This is a genomic window from Leifsonia williamsii (genome assembly GCF_030433685.1).
GTDB classification, from domain to species: domain Bacteria; phylum Actinomycetota; class Actinomycetes; order Actinomycetales; family Microbacteriaceae; genus Leifsonia; species Leifsonia williamsii.
The window spans coordinates 677,356-693,766 of record NZ_JAROCF010000001.1; the positions used below are offsets into that span (position 1 = coordinate 677,356).

Consider the following 16,411-nt stretch of genomic DNA (forward strand, 5'->3'; position numbering starts at 1 on the left):
CGGGCGCAGTCCTCACCCTACGTACTAATGAGAATGATTGTCAAACTCGCGAAGCGGACCCGAACGACTCAGTCGAGCAGCAGCGCAGGCTCCTCGATGATCGACGCGACATCCGCCAGGAACCGGGAGGCGACATCCCCGTCCACCACGCGGTGGTCGAACGACGCGCCCACGGTCGTGACGAAGCGCGGCCGCACCTCGCCGTCGACCACCCACGGCTTCTGCTTGATCGTGCCGAGCGCGACGATGCCGACCTCGCCCGGGTTCAGGATGGGCGTGCCCGTGTCCATCCCGAAGACGCCGATGTTCGTGATCGTGATGGTGCCACCGGTCATGTCCGACGGCGGGGTCTTGCCGTCGCGGGCGGTGAGGGTCAGCTGCTCCAGCGCCTTGGCGAGCTCGAGCAGGGTCATGCCCTGCGCCTCCTTGATGTTCGGCACGATCAGCCCGCGCGGGGTGGCCGCGGCGATGCCGAGGTTCACGTAGTGGCGGACGATGATCTCCTCGTCCGTCCAGGTCGAGTTCACCATCGGGTTGCGGCGCACGGCCCACATGATCGCCTTGGCGACGATCAGCAGCGGTGACACCTTCACCCCGGCGAAGTCGGCCGAGTTCTTGAGGCGCTTGACGAACTCCATGGTCCGGGTCGCGTCCACGTCGACGAAGAGGCTGACGTGCGGGGCGTTGAAGGCGGAGGTCGTCATCGCGTTCGCGATGGCCTTGCGCACACCCTTGACCGGGATGCGGTCCTCGCGGTCCGAGGGCCACTCGGGCGTCTGGATGTTGCGGAACACGGTCGCCTGGGTCGCCTCACGCAGGACGTCGTCACGGGTCACGTCGCCGATCGGGCCGGTCGCCGTCACCATCGAGATGTCGACGCCGAGGTCCTTCGCCAGCTTGCGGATCGGCGGCTTGGCGACGACAGGGCCGCGGGTGATCGCAGGACCGCCGTGCGACACGGGGGAGGGGGAGGCTGCGGGGGCCGGAGCTGCGGCCGGCGCGGCGGGAGCCGCCGAGCGCGTCTGAGCAGCGGCCGATGCGGCCGGTGCGGCGGGCGCGGCAGGCGTGCCCGGGTGGCTCACGCGACGACGGCGGCTGCTGCCGTGGCCGGCCGAGCCGTACCCCACGAGCACGGCGCCGGCCTTGGGGGCGTCGGCCTCGTGCGAGACGCTGGCCGCCGCATCCGCCTCGGCCTGCTCCACCTCGCCGACCGGCTCGGCCGGAGCCTCCTGGCCGCCCTCGCCGGTCACCGTGATGATCGGCGTGCCGACCTCGACCGTCTGCCCCTCCGAGACCAGCAGCTCACCGACCGTGCCCTCGAAGGGAGACGGCAGCTCCACGAGCGACTTGGCGGTCTCGATCTCGACGATGACCTGGTTGACGGCCACCGGCTCACCGGGGGCGACCTTCCAGGCGACGATCTCCGCCTCGGTCAGACCCTCGCCCACATCGGGCAGCAGGAACTGGGACTCGCTCATGTGCGACTTCTTTCGTTCGGCGCGCTCAGTAGGCGAGCGCGCGGTCGACGGCCTCGAGGATGCGGTCGGCGTCGGGCAGGTAGGTCTCCTCGAGCTTCGCGGGCGGGAACGGGGTGTCGAACCCGGCCACCCGCAGCACGGGAGCCTCCAGCGAGTAGAAGGCGCGCTCCGCGATGGTGGCGGCGACCTCCGACGCGACCGACACCATGCCGGGCGCCTCCTGGGCGATGATCAGGCGGCCGGTCTTCTGCACGGACTGCAGGAGGGGGCCGTAGTCGATGGGGGAGAGGGAGCGCAGGTCGACGACCTCCACGCTCCTGCCCTCCTCCGCGGCGATCTCGGCGGCGCGCAGGGCGACGGAGACCATGCCGGCCCAGGCCACGATCGTCGCGTCCGTGCCGGTGCGGACGACGCGGCTCGCGTGCAGCGGGGTCGGGTTCTGCGTGAGGTCGACCTCGCCCTTGGGCCAGTAGCGGCTCATCGGCTCGAAGAAGATGACCGGGTCGTCGGACTGGATGGCCTCCTGGATCATCCAGTACGCGTCATGCGGCGTCGACGGGGCGACGACGCGCAGACCGGCGGTGTGGGCGAAGTACGCCTCGGGCGACTCCTGGTGGTGCTCGACCGCGCCGATGTGGCCGCCGTGCGGGATGCGGACGACGACCGGCATCTTCACCCGGCCGCCGTGGCGGTTGGTGAGCTTGGCCAGCTGCGTCGTGATCTGGTCGAAGCCGGGGAAGACGAAGCCGTTGAACTGGATCTCGACGACCGGCCGGTAGCCGCGCATCGCGAGGCCGATCGCCGTGCCGATGATGCCCGCCTCGGCGAGGGGGGTGTCGACGACGCGCTGCGCGCCGAACTCCTTCTGCAGGCCCTCGGTCACGCGGAAGACGCCGCCGAGCGGGCCGACGTCCTCACCGAGGATCAGCACGCGGTCGTCGTCGGCGAGCGCGCGCCGCAGGCCGGCGTTCAGCGCCTTCACCAGGGGGAGGTTCTGCACGGGAGGCTCGGGAGCAGCGGGCGCGGCAGGCGCCGCGGCCGGCACATCCTGCTCGACCTCGGCCGTCTGGTCGTCGATCACGAACTCACGCGACCACTCCTGCTCGGCGACGTGCTCCTCGAGCACCTGCGAACCGGGCTCGCTCTCGATGATCTCGACCACGTCGATCGCCTCCGTGTCCGTCGACACCGTGTCGGTGTGCTGCTCGGAGCCCTGCTGGGGCTCCTCGCCCTCGATCAGCTCGGCCTCCACGTAGTCGGTCTCGCTCCTGATGTCGCTCATGCGTCACCTCCGAAGGATGCCTCGTACTCCTCGAGCCACTGTCGCTGCTCCTCCATCAGGGGGTGCGGCTCACTGTAGACGTGCTCGAACATGGATGCGGCCGGAGGCGTCCCCAGCTCGAGCGTGCGGCGACGCACGTCGGCGGCCAGGTCGGCGCCCTCCTCGTCGGCCGCGTCGAAGAACGCCTGGCCGAGCCCCTGCTGCTCCAGGAAGACGCGGAAGCGGAGGATCGGGTCGCGCTCGGCCCAGTAGGCCGTCTCCTCGTCGGTGCGGTACTTGCTGGGGTCGTCACTCGAGGTGTGCGCGCCCATGCGATAGGTCAGCGCCTCGATCATGCTCGGGCCCTCGCCGTTGCGAGCGTCGTCGAGGTGCTTCGCGGTCACCGCGTACGAGGCGAGCACGTCGTTGCCATCGATCTGCACGCCGGGGATGCCGAAACCGCTCGACCGCAGATAGAGCGGCGTGCGCGACTGGGTCGACACGGGCACCGAGATCGCCCAGTGGTTGTTCTGCAGGAAGAAGACCTGCGGAGTCTGGTAGCTCGCGGCGAAGACGAAGGCCTCGCTCACGTCGCCCTGGCTGGTCGCGCCGTCGCCGAAGTACGAGATCACGGCCGCGTCGGTCTCCGGGTCGCCGGTGCCGACGTTGCCGTCGAACTTGATGCCCATGGCGTAGCCCGTGGCGTGCAGCGTGTGCGAGCCGATCACGAGCGTGTAGAGGTGGAAGTTGCCGGTCGCCGGGTCCGTCGGGTCCCATCCCCCGTGCGTGACGCCGCGCAGCAGCTCGATGATCCCGATCGGGTCGATGCCGCGGATCATGCCGACCACGTGCTCGCGGTACGACGGGAAGAGGTGGTCCTGCGGCTTCGCCGCGAAGGCGGAGCCGACCTGGGCGCCCTCCTGGCCGTGGCTCGGCACCCAGAGGCCGAGCTGGCCCTGGCGCTGGAGGTTCGCGGCCTCGTGGTCGAAGGCGCGCACGCGCACCATCTCGCGGTAGAACCGGCGGTAGTCGTCCTCCGAGAGGCGCTCGAGGTAGGGGAGGTACTCGGCGGCCACGTCGCTCGGCTGGAAGCGGCCCTCCGGGGTCAGCAGCTGGACGGTGTTCGCCGGGCGCGGGATGTCGTTCGTCGCAACCATCGTTCTAACCTAACCGCTTGGCCGGGTGTCCCATTGGTAGGTTCCGCACAACATCGGCGGCCACCCGAAGGAGTTCTTCCACAGATTCTTCCTCGCCGACGCTGACGCGGATGCCCTCCGGCGGGAAGGCGCGCACGGTCAGCCCGGCGTCGAAGAAGGCGTCGTTGGCGGCGGCCGTCTGCTCGCCGGTCGCCAGCCAGACGAAGTTGCCCTGCGCCTGCGGCACGTTCCAGCCCTGCTCGATGAGGGCCTCCCGCAGCCGGTCCCGCCGCATGGCGACGCGTGCAACGCGCTCCATCAACTCGTCCTCGGCGTCGATCGCGGCGAGCGCCGCGACGCGGGAGGCGTCGGTCACCGACAGGGGGATCGCCGCCGAACGGGCCGCGTCGAGCACCGCCGCCGGACCGACCGCGTAGCCGATGCGCAGCGCAGCGAGGCCGTAGGCCTTGGAGAAGGTGCGCAGCACGACGAGGTTGGAGTAGCGCGAGAGCAGCGGGATGCCGTCGACGGAGGCGTCGTCGGTCACGAACTCGTAGTACGCCTCGTCGAGCAGCACGAGGAGGTCGCTCGGCACCCGCTCCATGAAGGCCGCGAAGTCGTCGGCGGTGACGATCGTCCCGGTCGGGTTGTTCGGCGTGCAGACGATCACGACGCGCGTGCGGTCGGTGATCGCGTCCGCCATCGCCGCGAGGTCGTGCGAGCCGTCCGCGCGGTTCGGCACCTGCACGCTGGTCGCCCCGGTGGCGGTGACGAGCCCGGGATACGCCTCGAACGAGCGCCACGAGTACACGACCTCGTCGCCGGTGCCCGCCGCGGCCATGATCAGCTGCGCGAGGAGCGCGACCGAGCCGCTGCCCAGGTGCACCTGCTCCAGGGCGACGCCGTGCCGCTCCGCAAGGCGTGCGCGCAGGTCGGCTCCGCCCGCGTTGGGGTAGCGGTTGAGGTCGCGCAGCGTCGCTGCCACGGCCTCCACCACCGAGGGGAGGGGCGGGTACGGATTCTCGTTGCTGGACAGCTTGTAGCCGTCCGCCGGCGCGGGGCGCCCCTGCTTGTACGGGGGGACCGCCACGATCTCGGGCCGAAGCCGCACGCCGATCGGGGTGTCGGAAGTCACAGACCCAACTTAGCCGCGCCGACATACCGGCGGGAGAATCCTTCACACGCTGCAGGCACGCCCGTCCGCCGCAACCCCTTCATCCCGAACCCCGCCCCTGTCATGATGGCGGCATGCGATTCCTGCTCAAGGTGATCATCAACGCGGTCGCGCTCTGGCTGACGACCTACATCGTCCCCGGCGTGACGGTGCACGCGTGGGCCCCCGGCGACACCACGGCCATCGTGCTGACCTACCTGCTCGTCGCGCTGATCTTCGGTGTCGTGAACGCGATCGTCGGCACCGCGATCCGCATCGTGGCGTTCCCGCTGTACATCCTCACTCTCGGGCTCATCTCGCTCGTCGTGAACGCCTTCCTGCTGTTCATCGTCTCGTGGATCAGCGACGCGATGGGCTTCGGCCTCCACGTCGACGGGTTCTGGTCGGGCGTCTTCGGCGCCCTGGTGCTCGGCATCATCGCCTGGCTGCTGGGGCTGGTGCTGCGACCCGTCACGCGCGGCTGACGCGGGCGGCCCGCGCGCTGCGCCGCGCGGATGCGGGAGAATAGGCGCGAACCCCCGTCGCCGACTCCCTCCGGAGGAGACCCATGACCGCCCTGCCTCCCCAGCCGCTGAGCCCCCTGGACGGCCGTTACCGCTCCGCGGTGCTCGGTCTCGGCGACCACCTGTCCGAGGCCGGCCTCAACCGGGCCCGCGTGCAGGTGGAGGTGGAGTGGCTGATCTACCTGACGAGTCACGGGATGTTCGGCTCGTCCCCGCTCACCGACCAGCAGGTGCGGTCGCTGCGCGCGCTCGTCGACGACTTCGGGCAGCCCGAGATCGACCGCCTCGCCGAGCTGGAGAGCACCACCAAGCACGACGTGAAGGCGGTGGAGTACCTGGTCCGGGAGCGCCTCCACGCTCTCGGCCTCGACCACATCGCCGAGCTGACCCACTTCGCGGCGACCAGCGAGGACATCAACAACCTCTCCTACGCCCTCACGGTCAGCGCCGCGATCAACGAGGTCTGGCTCCCCAAGTTCCGCGGGGTCATCGGCGAGCTGCGCGCTCAGGCGCTGCAGTACCGCGACGACGCGATGCTGGCCCGCACGCACGGCCAGCCGGCGACTCCGACCACCATGGGCAAGGAGCTCGCGGTGTTCGTGCACCGCCTCGAGCGCCTCCGCACGCAGATCCAGCGCACCGAGTACCTCGGCAAGTTCAGCGGCGCGACCGGCACCTTCGCCGCCCACGTGGTCGCCGACCCGTCGGCGGACTGGCCGCGCGTGTCGCAGGAGTTCGTCGGCAGCCTCGGCCTCACCTGGAACCCGCTCACCACCCAGATCGAGTCGCACGACTGGCAGGCCGAGCTCTACTCGGCGATCTCGCACGCCAACCGCATCCTGCACAACCTGTGCACCGACATCTGGACCTACATCTCGCTCGGCTACTTCCGGCAGGTGCCGGAGCCGGGAGCCACGGGTTCGTCGACCATGCCGCACAAGGTCAACCCGATCCGCTTCGAGAACGCGGAGGCCAACCTGGAGCTGTCGAGCGCGGTGCTCGACTCCCTCGCGGCGACGCTCGTCACCAGCCGCCTGCAGCGCGACCTCACCGACTCGACCACCCAGCGCAACATCGGCGTCGGGCTCGGCCACTCCCTGCTCGCCCTCGACAACATCGAGCGCGGCCTCGGTCAGATCGCCCTCGATCGCGAGCTGCTCGCCGCCGACCTCGACGCCAACTGGGAGGTGCTGGCCGAGGCGATCCAGACGGTGATCCGCGCCGAGGTCACCGCCGGCCGGTCGACCATCTCCGACCCGTACGCCCTGCTCAAGGAGCTGACCCGCGGCAAGCGCGTCGACCACGCCGGACTGGTGGAGTTCGTGAACGGCCTCGACATCGGCCAGGCGGCCAAGAACCGCCTGCTGGAGCTCACGCCCGCGACCTACGTGGGCCTCGCCTCCCGCCTCGTCGACGAGCTCTGACCTGAGCGGGCAGCGGCCTCGCGTCTCGTAGCGGTTGGGTCGGCGGTCAGTGGCCGCGCGGGCGGTCGCCCCCCTCGGCCTCGTCCTGCTCGTGGATGTCCTCCACCTCGGCGGCCGTCGGCTTGAAGGCGAGCGCGAACAGCGCCATCAGCACGAGCGAGACGATGAAGGCGATGCCGAGCCCGACCGCGGCGAGCACGAACTCGCGCGTCGCGATCAGCACGATCAGCCCGACGAAGACGCCGAGGCCGGCGGAGATGGCGAGCAGCTCGACCGGCAGGAAGCGGTCGCGACGGCTCGGCTGGAGGCTCTGGGACGGGGTGTTGGTCACGCTGGGGTCTTTCTTGTCGCGCCTGGTCACGATCCGCTCCCGGCCCGGCGGGCCTCCTCCGACCGTGCGGAGGTGCGCAGCGAGGCCGCGCCGATGCCCTGGAAGACGCCGACGATGACCGCCCAGGCGCCGAACAGGCCGATGGCGAGCACGGCGTCCGCCGGCACGAACAGAAGCACGAGCGCCAGCACCGCCGTCAGCGCGCCGGTGATCAGCCAGTCGCGCGCCGCGGCCTCCTGGCTGCGGGAGCGGAGGCCGCTGTAGAGCTCGAGGAAGCCGGTGAGGGCCGCCCAGACCGTGACGAGGTAGAGGTAGAGTCCGAGGCCGCTGCCGGAAAGAGCCAGGGCGAGCACGCCCGCGACGACGCCGACGGCGCCCTGGATCACGAACAGCGTCCTGGTCAGCCCGCGGGTGCCGAGCACGGCGCTGAGGGCGCCGGTGGCGAGCCCGTCGAGGAGTGCGAAGACGCCGAAGACGATCAGTCCGAACGTCGCCGTGTGGGCGTCGCGCGTGAACGTGATCACGGCGGCCGCGGCGAGCGCGACGAGCGCGCGCACAGCGGGAACGACCCAGTAACGGCTCGGAGTCTGGATGCCCGGCAGCGGGGCAGGAACGGCGGGTGCCACCTCGGCGACCTCTCTCAGAACGGGATTCCGCTCCAGTCTAGTCGCGGCGTTCCTGCGCGTTCGCCTGACGGCGGCACCCCTCAGGCGCGGCGTGCCTCGCTGCGGTCGCGGCGCGGAGTCTCGCGGCCGGCCCAGAAGACGATGCCGGCGATCGCACCGATGGCGAGCAGGAACCCGCCGGTCGGCGTGATGGTGTCGGCGATCCGGTGCTGCGCCGCGAGCGCCGACAGCAGCCCGGCTCCTGCACCGAAGGCCGCCACGACCGCGTACGACCACGAGACGGCCCGGACTGCACCCTGCGCGATCAGCCCTCGGACCACGAGCGCGCCGGCGGTGATCAGCCACGTGGCGAGCAGCGGAACGGCCATCGGCAGACCGACGGTGTCGCGCAGCAGCAGTCCGGGTGCCAGGTAGATGACGGCGGCGGCGAACAGCATCACGAGACCGAGCGCCCCGTAGGCGCGGAGCCGCGAACCCTCCGTGCGCAGACCCTGGATCTGCATCGTGAGCGAGGACCACGTGAACGCCAGGCTGAAGGCCATGACCGCGAGCGCGACGGCGCCCGCGCTCTGCAGCAGGGGGATCAGGAGGGCGTTCATGGTTTCCATTACATGCTCACGCGTTCGGGCGACGCGTCATCCTGGGGGATGATGTCGGTGGCGACGGGCATACCGAGTGTAACATATCGGTTGGGCCGCCGCCCGGCATCGCATCACGCGGAGGCGGGCTCGGCCTCCACCTCCATCACGTTGATCACCCAGGTGACCCCGAATCGGTCGGCGAGCATCCCGAAGCCGGCGGACCACGGTGAGGCGGCGAGCGGCTCGATGACGGTCGCGCCCTCCGCCAGCGCCTCCCACCAGCCCTGCGCGTCACCGAGATCGGCGGCGCTCAGCGAGAGGAAGAACGGCTGGTCGGTGATCGTCACCCCGTTCTCCCTCGTCGTGAACCCGGTGATGACGGGCCCCGTCGCTCCGGGGATGTCGTAGGCCATCACCGTGAAGCCGTCCTGGCCGACCACCTGGCCGAAGACGACCCTGTCGGCGCCCGGAGCGTCCGCCGGCATGCCGACGTCGGCGTACGTGCGGACCATCGCCCGGCCGTGGAACGCCTCGGCATAGAACTCGAGCGCCTCGCGGGCGACGCCGTGGAAGTTGAGGTGGGGAACGGGGATCGCGGACATGTCGTCTCCTTGTCGTGTGAGCGGCGGGGCCGCCGTGCTCCGAGGTTCCGGGCAGAGTCCACGATCGCCGCGGTTCCGGTCAGTGGACGTCCTGAACCGCCGCGAAAATGGCGGCATGCCGCTGGCCTCCTCCTCGTCGACATCGCAGCGCCTCCTCGCCCTGCTCTCGCTGCTGCAGGCGCGCCGGGATTGGCCGGCGCCCGTGCTCGCCGAGCGCCTCGGGGTGAGCGAGCGGACGATCCGCCGCGACATCGACCGCCTACGAGAGCTCGACTACGCGATCGCATCCACCCGCGGCCCCGACGGCGGCTACCGGCTCGGTGCGGGATCACGAATGCCGCCGCTCCTTCTCGACGACGAGCAGGCCGTCGCCGTCGCCGTCGCGTTGCAGACCGCCGGAGCCCTCGGCGCCGGCCTCGGCGAGGCGGCCGAGCGTGCCCTCGGCACGATCAGCCGCACGATGCCCGCCGCCCTCGCCCACCGGGTCGGCGAGCTGGAGTTGGGGACGTCGCCCGCGCCGGGCACGCAGGCCGCGGAGACCGACCCGGAGGTGCTGCTCCACATCGCGCGGGCCATCCGTGAGTCGACGGAGCTGCGTTTCGACTACGCGTCGGCCGGCGGCGAGCCCGTGCCTCCCCGGCCACCGCTGCGGACGCAGCCCCACCACCTCCTGCTCCACGCCGGCCGGTGGTACCTGATCGGCTACACGGAGGACCGCGGCGACTGGAGGATCTACCGCGTCGACCGCATCGCGCCCCGGATGCACAACGGCCGCCGCTTCACTCCGCGGGGGGTGCCGGGTGGCGACCCCGCCTCCTACCTGTCCGCACGGTTCAAGGGCTCGGAAGGCGCGGACACCTGGCCGTGCTGGGGTGAAGTCGTGCTCCACGCCCCGGTGGATGCGGTCGCGCCCTACATCGGGGACGGCGTGGTCGAGCGGCTCGACGCGGATCGCTGCCGCGTCCGGCTCGGTGCCTGGTCATGGGTGGGTCTCGCGGCGATGATCGGCCGGTTCGACGCCGACGTGGAGGTCGTCGGGCCGCCCGAGCTGGCCGCCGCGTTCTCACTCCTCGCGAGGCGGTTCGACGCCGCGGCGGCACCACCCCGGTAACGGGTCTAGGAGCGCTCCGCCCGGCGCCCGACCACCGCGACCGGCCGCTCGGCGTTGCGCAGCACCTCGCGGCTCACCGAGCCGAGCAGTGCGCGACGGAGGAAGCCCTTGCCGTGCGAGCCGACGACGATGAGCTGCGCGTCCTGGGCGTTGGCGACGATCGCCTCGGCGGGGTGGCCGTCGGCGACCGCCGTCTCCACCCCGTCCGACCCGCTCAGCTCGGGTACGCTCTCCAGCGCGCCGGCGATCACGGCATCGGCGTCCACCTCGGCGGCGGAGCTCATCCGCGCCGCGAGCTCCGGGTCCGAGGCCGAGACCGCGGGCCGCGACTCGGTCACGGACACGACGCGCACGCCGACGCCACGAATCCGCGCCTCGGCGGCCGCGAACGCGAGTGCCGCCTCCCCGAACTCCGAGCCGTCGACGCCGACCACGACGGGCCCCTGGGCCGAGGGCGCCTCCTCGGGCCCGACCACGATGAGCGGGCAGGGCGCCTGGACGCTCAGTCGATCACTGACGGAGCCGAGCAGAGCGCTCATGGCCGACCCGAGCCCGCGCCTGCCGACGACCAACATGTCCGCTCCCTCGGCGGCGTCGATCAGCACCCCTGACGCCGGCCCGATCTCAGCAGACTCGGTGACCGCGAGCCCCGAGTCGACCTCGCGTGCCCGATCGGCCGCCGCGGCGAGGATCTGCATGCTGTACTCGCGCGCCCAGTCGACCGCGTGGGGGTCGGCGACGAAACCGTAGAACTCCATCGCGGGAAGCGTGTAGGCGGTGACGATGTCGAGCGCGCTGCCTCCGGCGTGCGCCCGGGCGATGGCCCACTCCAACGCTGCGCTGCTCTGCGACGAGCCGTCGATCCCGACCACGATACGACCAGCCATGGGCGCTCCCCCGATCCGAAAGGTCACCGACCGTGCCACCCTAGCCACGCCCACGCCGCCGCGGAAGGGTCGGCGTGGGATGGCCGTGGGGCGCCCTGCCGGCGTCGCCCTTAGCGGGGGCCCATTGACGCGTCGATCCCTCCGCCAGGCCCCGACTACATCGGCGCCATGTCCGTGAAGCGCGAGTAGTGGCCCTGGAACGCGACGGTGACCGTCTTCGTCGGGCCGTTGCGGTGCTTGGCGACGATGAGGTCGGCCTCGCCCGCGCGCGGGTTGTCCTTCTCGTAGGCGGACTCGCGGTGGAGCAGGATGACGACGTCGGCGTCCTGCTCGATCGATCCGGACTCGCGGAGGTCGCTCAGGGCGGGGAGCTTGTCGGCGCGCTGCTCCGGGCCTCGGTTCAGCTGCGAGAGGGCGATGACGGGCACCTGGAGCTCCTTCGCCAGCAGCTTGAGCGCACGCGAGAACTCGCTGACCTCCTGCTGGCGGCTCTCGACGCGCTTGCCGCTCGTCATGAGCTGCAGGTAGTCGATGATGACCATCTTGAGGCCTACTCGCTGCTTGAGGCGGCGGCACTTGGCGCGGATCTCGACCAGCGTCATGTTGGGGCTGTCGTCGATGTACAGCGGGGCGTCGTTGATGCGGCCGCGGGTGGAGGCGATCGTCGTCCAGTCGCGGTTCTCGACCATGCCCTTGCGCATGTGCTGCAGCGGCACGGCCGCCTCGGCCGAGAGCAGGCGCATCGCGATCTCGCTGCGGCCCATCTCGAGCGAGAAGAAGATCGTCGCCATGTCGTGCTTGATGGCGGCGGCGCGGGCGAAGTCGAGCGCGAGCGTCGACTTTCCGAGAGCGGGTCGCGCGGCGACGATGACCATCTGGCCGGGGTGGAGGCCGTTGGTCAGCTCGTCCAGCTCCGTGAAGCCGGTGGGCACACCGGTCATCGAGCCGTCCTTGTGCTTGGCCGCCTCGATCTCGTCGATGGCGACCGTCACGGCGTCGGACAGCGGGACGTAGTCCTCCGCCTCCTGCGCGCCGGTGACGGAGTAGATCTCGGCCTGCGCGTTGTTGACGAGGTCGAGCACCTCACCCTCGGCCTTGTAACCCATCTGCGTGATGCGGGTGCCGGCCTCCACGAGCCGGCGCAGCAGCGCCTTCTCGGTGACGATGTTGGCGTAGTAGCCGGCGTTGGCCGCGGTGGGCACGAGGCTGGTCAGCGTGTGGAGGTACTCGGCGCCTCCTGCGCGCGACAGCTCGCCCAGCTTGGTCAGCTCGTCGGTGACAGTGATGACGTCGGTGGGCTCGCCCTGGGCATACAGCGACAGGATGGCGTCGTAGATGATCTCGTGCTTGGGGATGTAGAAGTCCGTACCGCGGACGACCTCGACCACGTCGGCGACCGCGTCCTTGCTGAGCAGCATGCCGCCGAGCGCGCTCTGCTCGGCGAGGAGGTCGTGCGGAGGGGTCCGCTCGGGGTTGCGCGCTTCGCCCGGCTCCCGGTTGTCGGCGAGACCGATATGGGCGATCGACACGTCTTCTCCTTCACGTCCTGCGTACGTTCTCACCGGCACCTCGAGGCCGCCTGCGCTGCCGCGGGCCAGAACTGCGGTCGACTCCGATTCTCCGTCCGACCGCCGACATCGCCGGGATGATCCGGCTGCGTTTCCCGACGACGCTTCACCCTATGGACGCCCGGCGCGGGGTGACAACTCGGCCTGTGGATAACTCTGGGGAGAATCTGCGCGAAACGCCGACGGAGTTGTGCACAAGACCTGTGGAAAACTGTGGACAACCAAGTTTTTTTCAAGCCGATGTCACTGCTGACCTGGCATTTTGTTTTCCCCACCCTGTGTGTAAGAAGTTGTTCGCACACTGTGGCGAACCGCCTCCCACGAAGCCCCCGCCCTGTGCACAAAAGTGGGGAAATCTCCCTTAACGAGGTGTAGCGGCGGGCCTCAGCCCGCCGCTACACTAGCGCTCCTCGCTCGCCTTACTTGGCGGCGACCACCTGCAGGGAGATGACGGCCGAGAGGTCGTCGTGCAGGCGGACGGTGGCCTCGTGGTCACCGGTCACCTTGATCGGGTTCGGGAGCTCGATCTTGCGCTTGTCGAGCTCGCCGATGCCCGCGGCCTTGACCGCGTCGGCGACGTCGGCGGTCTTGACCGAACCGAACAGGCGGCCCTCACGGCCCGCCTTCACGACCAGCTTGACTCGCGTCGCCTGGAGCTTGGCCTTGAGGTCCTGGGCCTGCTCGATGGTGTGGAGCTCGCGAGCGGCACGCGCCGCCTTGATCTGCTCCACCTGCTTCTCGCCACCACGGGTCCACGCGATCGCGAAGCCCTGCGGGACGAGGTAGTTGCGTGCGTATCCGTCCTTGACGTCAACGACGTCGCCGGCGGAACCGAGGCCGGTGACCTCGTGCGTCAGAATGACCTTCGACATGGGTTGCCTCCTTAACGGCCGGAGCCGGCGTAGGGGAGGAGAGCCATCTCGCGCGCGTTCTTGACGGCACGGGCGATGAGGCGCTGCTCCTGGACGGAGACACCGGTGATGCGGCGTGCGCGGATCTTTCCACGCTCCGAGATGAACTTGCGCAGGGTCGCGACGTCCTTGTAGTCAATGACGCCGACGCGAACGGACTTCGCGGGGGCGGCGTTCTTGCCGTCTTTGCCCTTGCGGATCGGCTTGCGGCGGTCGCCGCTCGACTTTCCAGCCATGGTTTTCCTTTACTGTGCGCGCCGCCGGCGGTGCCGGCGGGCTGATGAGTTGTTGAAGCCCTTTAGAAGGGAGTCTCGTCGTTGTAGGAACCCGGGGTGTTCCAGACGTCGGCGCCCGAAGACGGGTCCGCCGGAGCGGAGGCAGCCCACGGCTCCTCGACGGCGGGAGCACCGCCGCCGAATCCGCCGGGACCACCAGGACTGCGCGACGACTGGGTGCGGGTGACCTGTGCGGTGGCGTAGCGCAGCGACGGCCCGATCTCATCGATCTCGAGCTCGATCGAGGTGCGCTTCTCACCTTCCTTCGTCTCGTAGGAGCGCTGCTTCAGACGGCCCTGCGCGATGACGCGCGAGCCCTTCGTCAGCGACCCCGCGACGTGCTCGGCGAACTCGCGCCACACGCTTGCACGGAGGAAGAGGGCCTCACCGTCCTTCCACTCGTTCGCCTGACGGTCGAACGTGCGGGGAGTGGATGCGATGGTGAAGTTGGCGACGGCCAGCCCGTTCTGCGTGTAGCGCAGCTCGGGGTCGGCCGTGAGGTTGCCCACCACGGTGATGACGGTCTCGCCGGCCATCGGACTAGGCGCTTGCCTTCTCGGAGGTGGCAGCCTTGCGGGCGGCCTTCTCGTCGGCACGCTTCTGAGCGGCGGCGACCTGAGCGATCGCCTCCTCAGCGCGGAGCACCTTCGTACGCATGACGGCCTCGCTGAGCTTCAGCTGGCGGTCGAGCTCCTTCGTGGTGTCACCGTTCGCGGTGAGCTGCACGACGGCGTAGATGCCCTCGGACTTCTTGTTGATCTCGTACGCCAGGCGACGACGTCCCCAGATGTCGACGTTGTCGATCGTCCCGCCGTCGTTGCGAACGACGTTGAGGAACTTGTCCAGGCTGGGAGCAACGGTGCGCTCATCGATCTCGGGATCGAGAATCACCATCAGCTCGTACTGATGCATGGCTGACCCACCTCCTCTGGTCTCAGCGGCTGCAGACGGTCTGCAGCAGGAGGGTCTGTTATCCGTCATCCAGGCAGAATGCTGCCCGGACAACCTGTCAAGCGTAACGGATACCGTGTCGCGACGCCATTCGGCGCCAAGAACGGCGGACGGAGCGGCGGCAGGAGCGGGAGCAAGGAGGTTCGTCATGCCCCCAGCCTCCCGGCCGGACACGCCCCGCGGCCGACCCCCCGTGGATCCGTGGACAACTCCCCGAGCCCGTCGGGCTGTGGAGAACCGCCCTCACCCCGTGATCGCGGCGTTCGCCTTCGCCTGCGCCTCCTTCAGCGCCTCCGCCACCGGCACCCGCCCGAGGAACATCGACTCGAAGACCGGCCCGAACGCATCCTGCGCCTTCGCCCAGTTCGCGCCCTGCGGCCCCTGCACGGTGCCGTTGTCGAGGACGTCGTAGAGCGGCGAGACATCGACGCCCTTGCCCTTCCAGTAGTCGAGGAACTGTTGCTGTGCGGGCACCACCGCGGGGGAGGCCGAGCCGCCCTCGCCGATCGCCGCGGAGCCGGAGGCGCTACCGAGCCACTGCAGCACCTTCTTCACCGCGTCGCCGTGCTGCGAGTGCGCGTTCCCCGCCGCGATGACGCCGTTGGTCACGCTGATCGCGCCGGCCGGGCCGGCGGGCAGAGGAGCGACGCCCCAGTCGAAGCCGGCTCCCTGCTCCACGTTGGCGAGGTTGTACGACCCGGTCTGGAACAGCGCCAGCCTCCCCTGGGTGAACTGGTCGCGGCTGAAGTCCCCGTTGGTGTTGGTGTCCGCCGCCGACGGCGCCACGTGGTACTTCGCGATCAGGTCGACGACGTACTGGAACGCCTCCACCCCCTCCGGCGAATCGAAGACGAACCGGTCGCCCTTCTGCAGGGCCGCGCCGTTCGAGCCGAGGTAGTTGATGTAGATCGCGTTGAGGTCGTTCGCGGCGTTGTAGCCGTACTGGACGACGTGCGACGGGTCGAAGCCGGGATCGGCGGCGTTGCGACCGGAGGAGTCGAGCGTCAGCTTCTGCAGCACCGGCAGCAGGGTGTCCTTCGCCGGGTGGGGCGACCACTGCAGGTCGCGAAGCGACTCGGGCGTCAGACCCGCCTTCTGCAGCAGGTCGGCGTTGTAGAACACCCCGATGCCCGGGTCGGCCAGCTGCGGCACGCCCCACAGCGAGCCGTCGCGCGTGTACTGCTTCACGACCGACGGCTGCCACTGGGAGGCGGCCGAGCTGCCGAGGGTCTTGGTCACGTCGACCAGGTCGCCGGCGGCGGCGTAGTCCTCGAAGTTGCCGGCGTTGACCCAGAAGACGTCGTCGGCCGTTCCTGCCGCGATGTCGGTGCGCAGCTTCGTGAAGTAGTCGGCCCACGGCACCAGCGACGTCTTCACGTCGATCTCGGGGTTCTGCTTCTCGAAGGCGGCGAAGGAGGTGTCGTACGCCTTCTGCACCTGCTCGTCCCAGAGCCGCACGGTCACGGTCTGCTTCGCCGGGTGCGACGCCCCGGCGACCCCGACGCCGATGCCGACGGCGGCGACCACCGCCACCAGACCCACCACCGAGACGGCGAGCACCGTCGAACGCTTGGCCATGTGTTCCTCCTCGC

Annotated in this window: 18 protein-coding genes; 3 read left to right on the top strand and 15 right to left on the bottom strand. The window is 70.1% G+C overall.

The features are described from left to right. Positions 1-68 precede the first annotated feature (68 nt). The 4 genes from P5G50_RS03200 to P5G50_RS03215 form a co-directional block, all read right to left on the bottom strand. A complete protein-coding gene (locus P5G50_RS03200; protein ID WP_301211666.1) occupies positions 69-1,478 on the bottom strand; it encodes a dihydrolipoamide acetyltransferase family protein in 1,410 nt (469 codons plus the stop codon). A 25-nt stretch (positions 1,479-1,503) separates the two neighbouring features. Then, entirely contained in the window at positions 1,504-2,478 is a 975-nt protein-coding gene (locus P5G50_RS03205; RefSeq protein ID WP_301211912.1) for an alpha-ketoacid dehydrogenase subunit beta, read from the bottom strand. A 278-nt stretch (positions 2,479-2,756) separates the two neighbouring features. Then, positions 2,757-3,896, bottom strand: coding sequence for a thiamine pyrophosphate-dependent dehydrogenase E1 component subunit alpha (locus P5G50_RS03210; RefSeq protein WP_301211667.1), 1,140 nt, complete (start codon positions 3,894-3,896; stop codon positions 2,757-2,759). A gap of 4 nt (positions 3,897-3,900) precedes the next feature. Next, positions 3,901-5,010, bottom strand: coding sequence for a histidinol-phosphate transaminase (locus tag P5G50_RS03215; protein ID WP_301211668.1), 1,110 nt, complete (start codon positions 5,008-5,010; stop codon positions 3,901-3,903). Between the two features lie 113 nt (positions 5,011-5,123). On the opposite strand from P5G50_RS03215, the gene P5G50_RS03220 reads away from it, so the two are divergent. Continuing rightward, on the top strand, positions 5,124-5,513 hold the full coding sequence (locus P5G50_RS03220) for a phage holin family protein (protein ID WP_301211669.1): 390 nt from the start codon (positions 5,124-5,126) through the stop codon (positions 5,511-5,513). An 83-nt stretch (positions 5,514-5,596) separates the two neighbouring features. Continuing rightward, on the top strand, positions 5,597-6,976 hold the full coding sequence (purB, locus tag P5G50_RS03225; protein ID WP_301211670.1) for an adenylosuccinate lyase: 1,380 nt from the start codon (positions 5,597-5,599) through the stop codon (positions 6,974-6,976). Positions 6,977-7,022: 46 nt separating this feature from the next. Here the strand turns inward: purB and P5G50_RS03230 are convergent, their stop codons facing one another. The 4 genes from P5G50_RS03230 to P5G50_RS03245 all read right to left on the bottom strand — a co-directional run bounded on the left by P5G50_RS03230 (position 7,023) and on the right by P5G50_RS03245 (position 9,116). Continuing rightward, a complete protein-coding gene (locus tag P5G50_RS03230; RefSeq protein ID WP_301211671.1) occupies positions 7,023-7,307 on the bottom strand; it encodes a hypothetical protein in 285 nt (94 codons plus the stop codon). A gap of 26 nt (positions 7,308-7,333) precedes the next feature. Beyond that, positions 7,334-7,933, bottom strand: coding sequence for a DUF308 domain-containing protein (locus tag P5G50_RS03235; RefSeq protein ID WP_301211672.1), 600 nt, complete (start codon positions 7,931-7,933; stop codon positions 7,334-7,336). 80 nt (positions 7,934-8,013) lie between these two features. Next, positions 8,014-8,532, bottom strand: coding sequence for a hypothetical protein (locus tag P5G50_RS03240; protein ID WP_301211673.1), 519 nt, complete (start codon positions 8,530-8,532; stop codon positions 8,014-8,016). Between the two features lie 113 nt (positions 8,533-8,645). Beyond that, positions 8,646-9,116 (bottom strand): VOC family protein, encoded by a 471-nt coding sequence (locus tag P5G50_RS03245; RefSeq protein WP_301211675.1) that lies wholly within the window; start codon positions 9,114-9,116, stop codon positions 8,646-8,648. 115 nt (positions 9,117-9,231) lie between these two features. Between P5G50_RS03245 and P5G50_RS03250 the strand changes: the two genes are divergently transcribed. Continuing rightward, entirely contained in the window at positions 9,232-10,227 is a 996-nt protein-coding gene (locus P5G50_RS03250; protein WP_301211677.1) for a helix-turn-helix transcriptional regulator, read from the top strand. A 5-nt stretch (positions 10,228-10,232) separates the two neighbouring features. Here P5G50_RS03250 and P5G50_RS03255 read toward each other — a convergent pair whose 3' ends face one another. The 7 genes from P5G50_RS03255 to P5G50_RS03285 all read right to left on the bottom strand — a co-directional run bounded on the left by P5G50_RS03255 (position 10,233) and on the right by P5G50_RS03285 (position 16,397). Further along, entirely contained in the window at positions 10,233-11,114 is an 882-nt protein-coding gene (locus tag P5G50_RS03255; protein ID WP_301211678.1) for a universal stress protein, read from the bottom strand. A 155-nt stretch (positions 11,115-11,269) separates the two neighbouring features. After that, positions 11,270-12,643: a replicative DNA helicase gene (gene dnaB, locus P5G50_RS03260; protein WP_301211680.1), complete on the bottom strand. Its 1,374-nt coding sequence runs from the start codon at positions 12,641-12,643 to the stop codon at positions 11,270-11,272. Between the two features lie 458 nt (positions 12,644-13,101). Further along, on the bottom strand, positions 13,102-13,554 hold the full coding sequence (gene rplI, locus P5G50_RS03265) for a 50S ribosomal protein L9 (RefSeq protein ID WP_301211682.1): 453 nt from the start codon (positions 13,552-13,554) through the stop codon (positions 13,102-13,104). An 11-nt stretch (positions 13,555-13,565) separates the two neighbouring features. After that, positions 13,566-13,829, bottom strand: a complete 264-nt coding sequence (gene rpsR / locus P5G50_RS03270; protein WP_018189012.1) for a 30S ribosomal protein S18 — start codon at positions 13,827-13,829, stop codon at positions 13,566-13,568. Positions 13,830-13,891: 62 nt separating this feature from the next. Then, entirely contained in the window at positions 13,892-14,404 is a 513-nt protein-coding gene (locus tag P5G50_RS03275) for a single-stranded DNA-binding protein (protein ID WP_301211683.1), read from the bottom strand. Between the two features lie 4 nt (positions 14,405-14,408). Next, positions 14,409-14,780 carry a 30S ribosomal protein S6 gene (rpsF, locus tag P5G50_RS03280; protein WP_301211684.1) on the bottom strand — a complete coding sequence of 124 codons (372 nt, stop codon included), beginning with the start codon at positions 14,778-14,780 and terminating at the stop codon, positions 14,409-14,411. 282 nt (positions 14,781-15,062) lie between these two features. After that, positions 15,063-16,397 carry an ABC transporter substrate-binding protein gene (locus P5G50_RS03285; RefSeq protein ID WP_301211685.1) on the bottom strand — a complete coding sequence of 445 codons (1,335 nt, stop codon included), beginning with the start codon at positions 16,395-16,397 and terminating at the stop codon, positions 15,063-15,065. Positions 16,398-16,411: the final 14 nt, after the last annotated feature.

Excerpts from the sequence above, each read along its gene's own strand:
- purB (WP_301211670.1), top strand. The coding sequence starts at position 5,597 with ATGACCGCCCTGCCTCCCCAGCCGCTGAGCCCCCTGGACGGCCGTTAC.
- P5G50_RS03255 (WP_301211678.1), bottom strand. The coding sequence starts at position 11,114 with ATGGCTGGTCGTATCGTGGTCGGGATCGACGGCTCGTCGCAGAGCAGC.
- P5G50_RS03245 (WP_301211675.1), bottom strand. The coding sequence starts at position 9,116 with ATGTCCGCGATCCCCGTTCCCCACCTCAACTTCCACGGCGTCGCCCGC.
- P5G50_RS03210 (WP_301211667.1), bottom strand. The coding sequence starts at position 3,896 with ATGGTTGCGACGAACGACATCCCGCGCCCGGCGAACACCGTCCAGCTG.
- P5G50_RS03285 (WP_301211685.1), bottom strand. The coding sequence starts at position 16,397 with ATGGCCAAGCGTTCGACGGTGCTCGCCGTCTCGGTGGTGGGTCTGGTG.
- rpsF (WP_301211684.1), bottom strand. The coding sequence starts at position 14,780 with ATGCATCAGTACGAGCTGATGGTGATTCTCGATCCCGAGATCGATGAG.
- P5G50_RS03220 (WP_301211669.1), top strand. The coding sequence starts at position 5,124 with ATGCGATTCCTGCTCAAGGTGATCATCAACGCGGTCGCGCTCTGGCTG.
- rplI (WP_301211682.1), bottom strand. The coding sequence starts at position 13,554 with ATGTCGAAGGTCATTCTGACGCACGAGGTCACCGGCCTCGGTTCCGCC.
- P5G50_RS03200 (WP_301211666.1), bottom strand. The coding sequence starts at position 1,478 with ATGAGCGAGTCCCAGTTCCTGCTGCCCGATGTGGGCGAGGGTCTGACC.
- P5G50_RS03250 (WP_301211677.1), top strand. The coding sequence starts at position 9,232 with ATGCCGCTGGCCTCCTCCTCGTCGACATCGCAGCGCCTCCTCGCCCTG.
- rpsR (WP_018189012.1), bottom strand. The coding sequence starts at position 13,829 with ATGGCTGGAAAGTCGAGCGGCGACCGCCGCAAGCCGATCCGCAAGGGC.
- P5G50_RS03240 (WP_301211673.1), bottom strand. The coding sequence starts at position 8,532 with ATGAACGCCCTCCTGATCCCCCTGCTGCAGAGCGCGGGCGCCGTCGCG.
- P5G50_RS03275 (WP_301211683.1), bottom strand. The coding sequence starts at position 14,404 with ATGGCCGGCGAGACCGTCATCACCGTGGTGGGCAACCTCACGGCCGAC.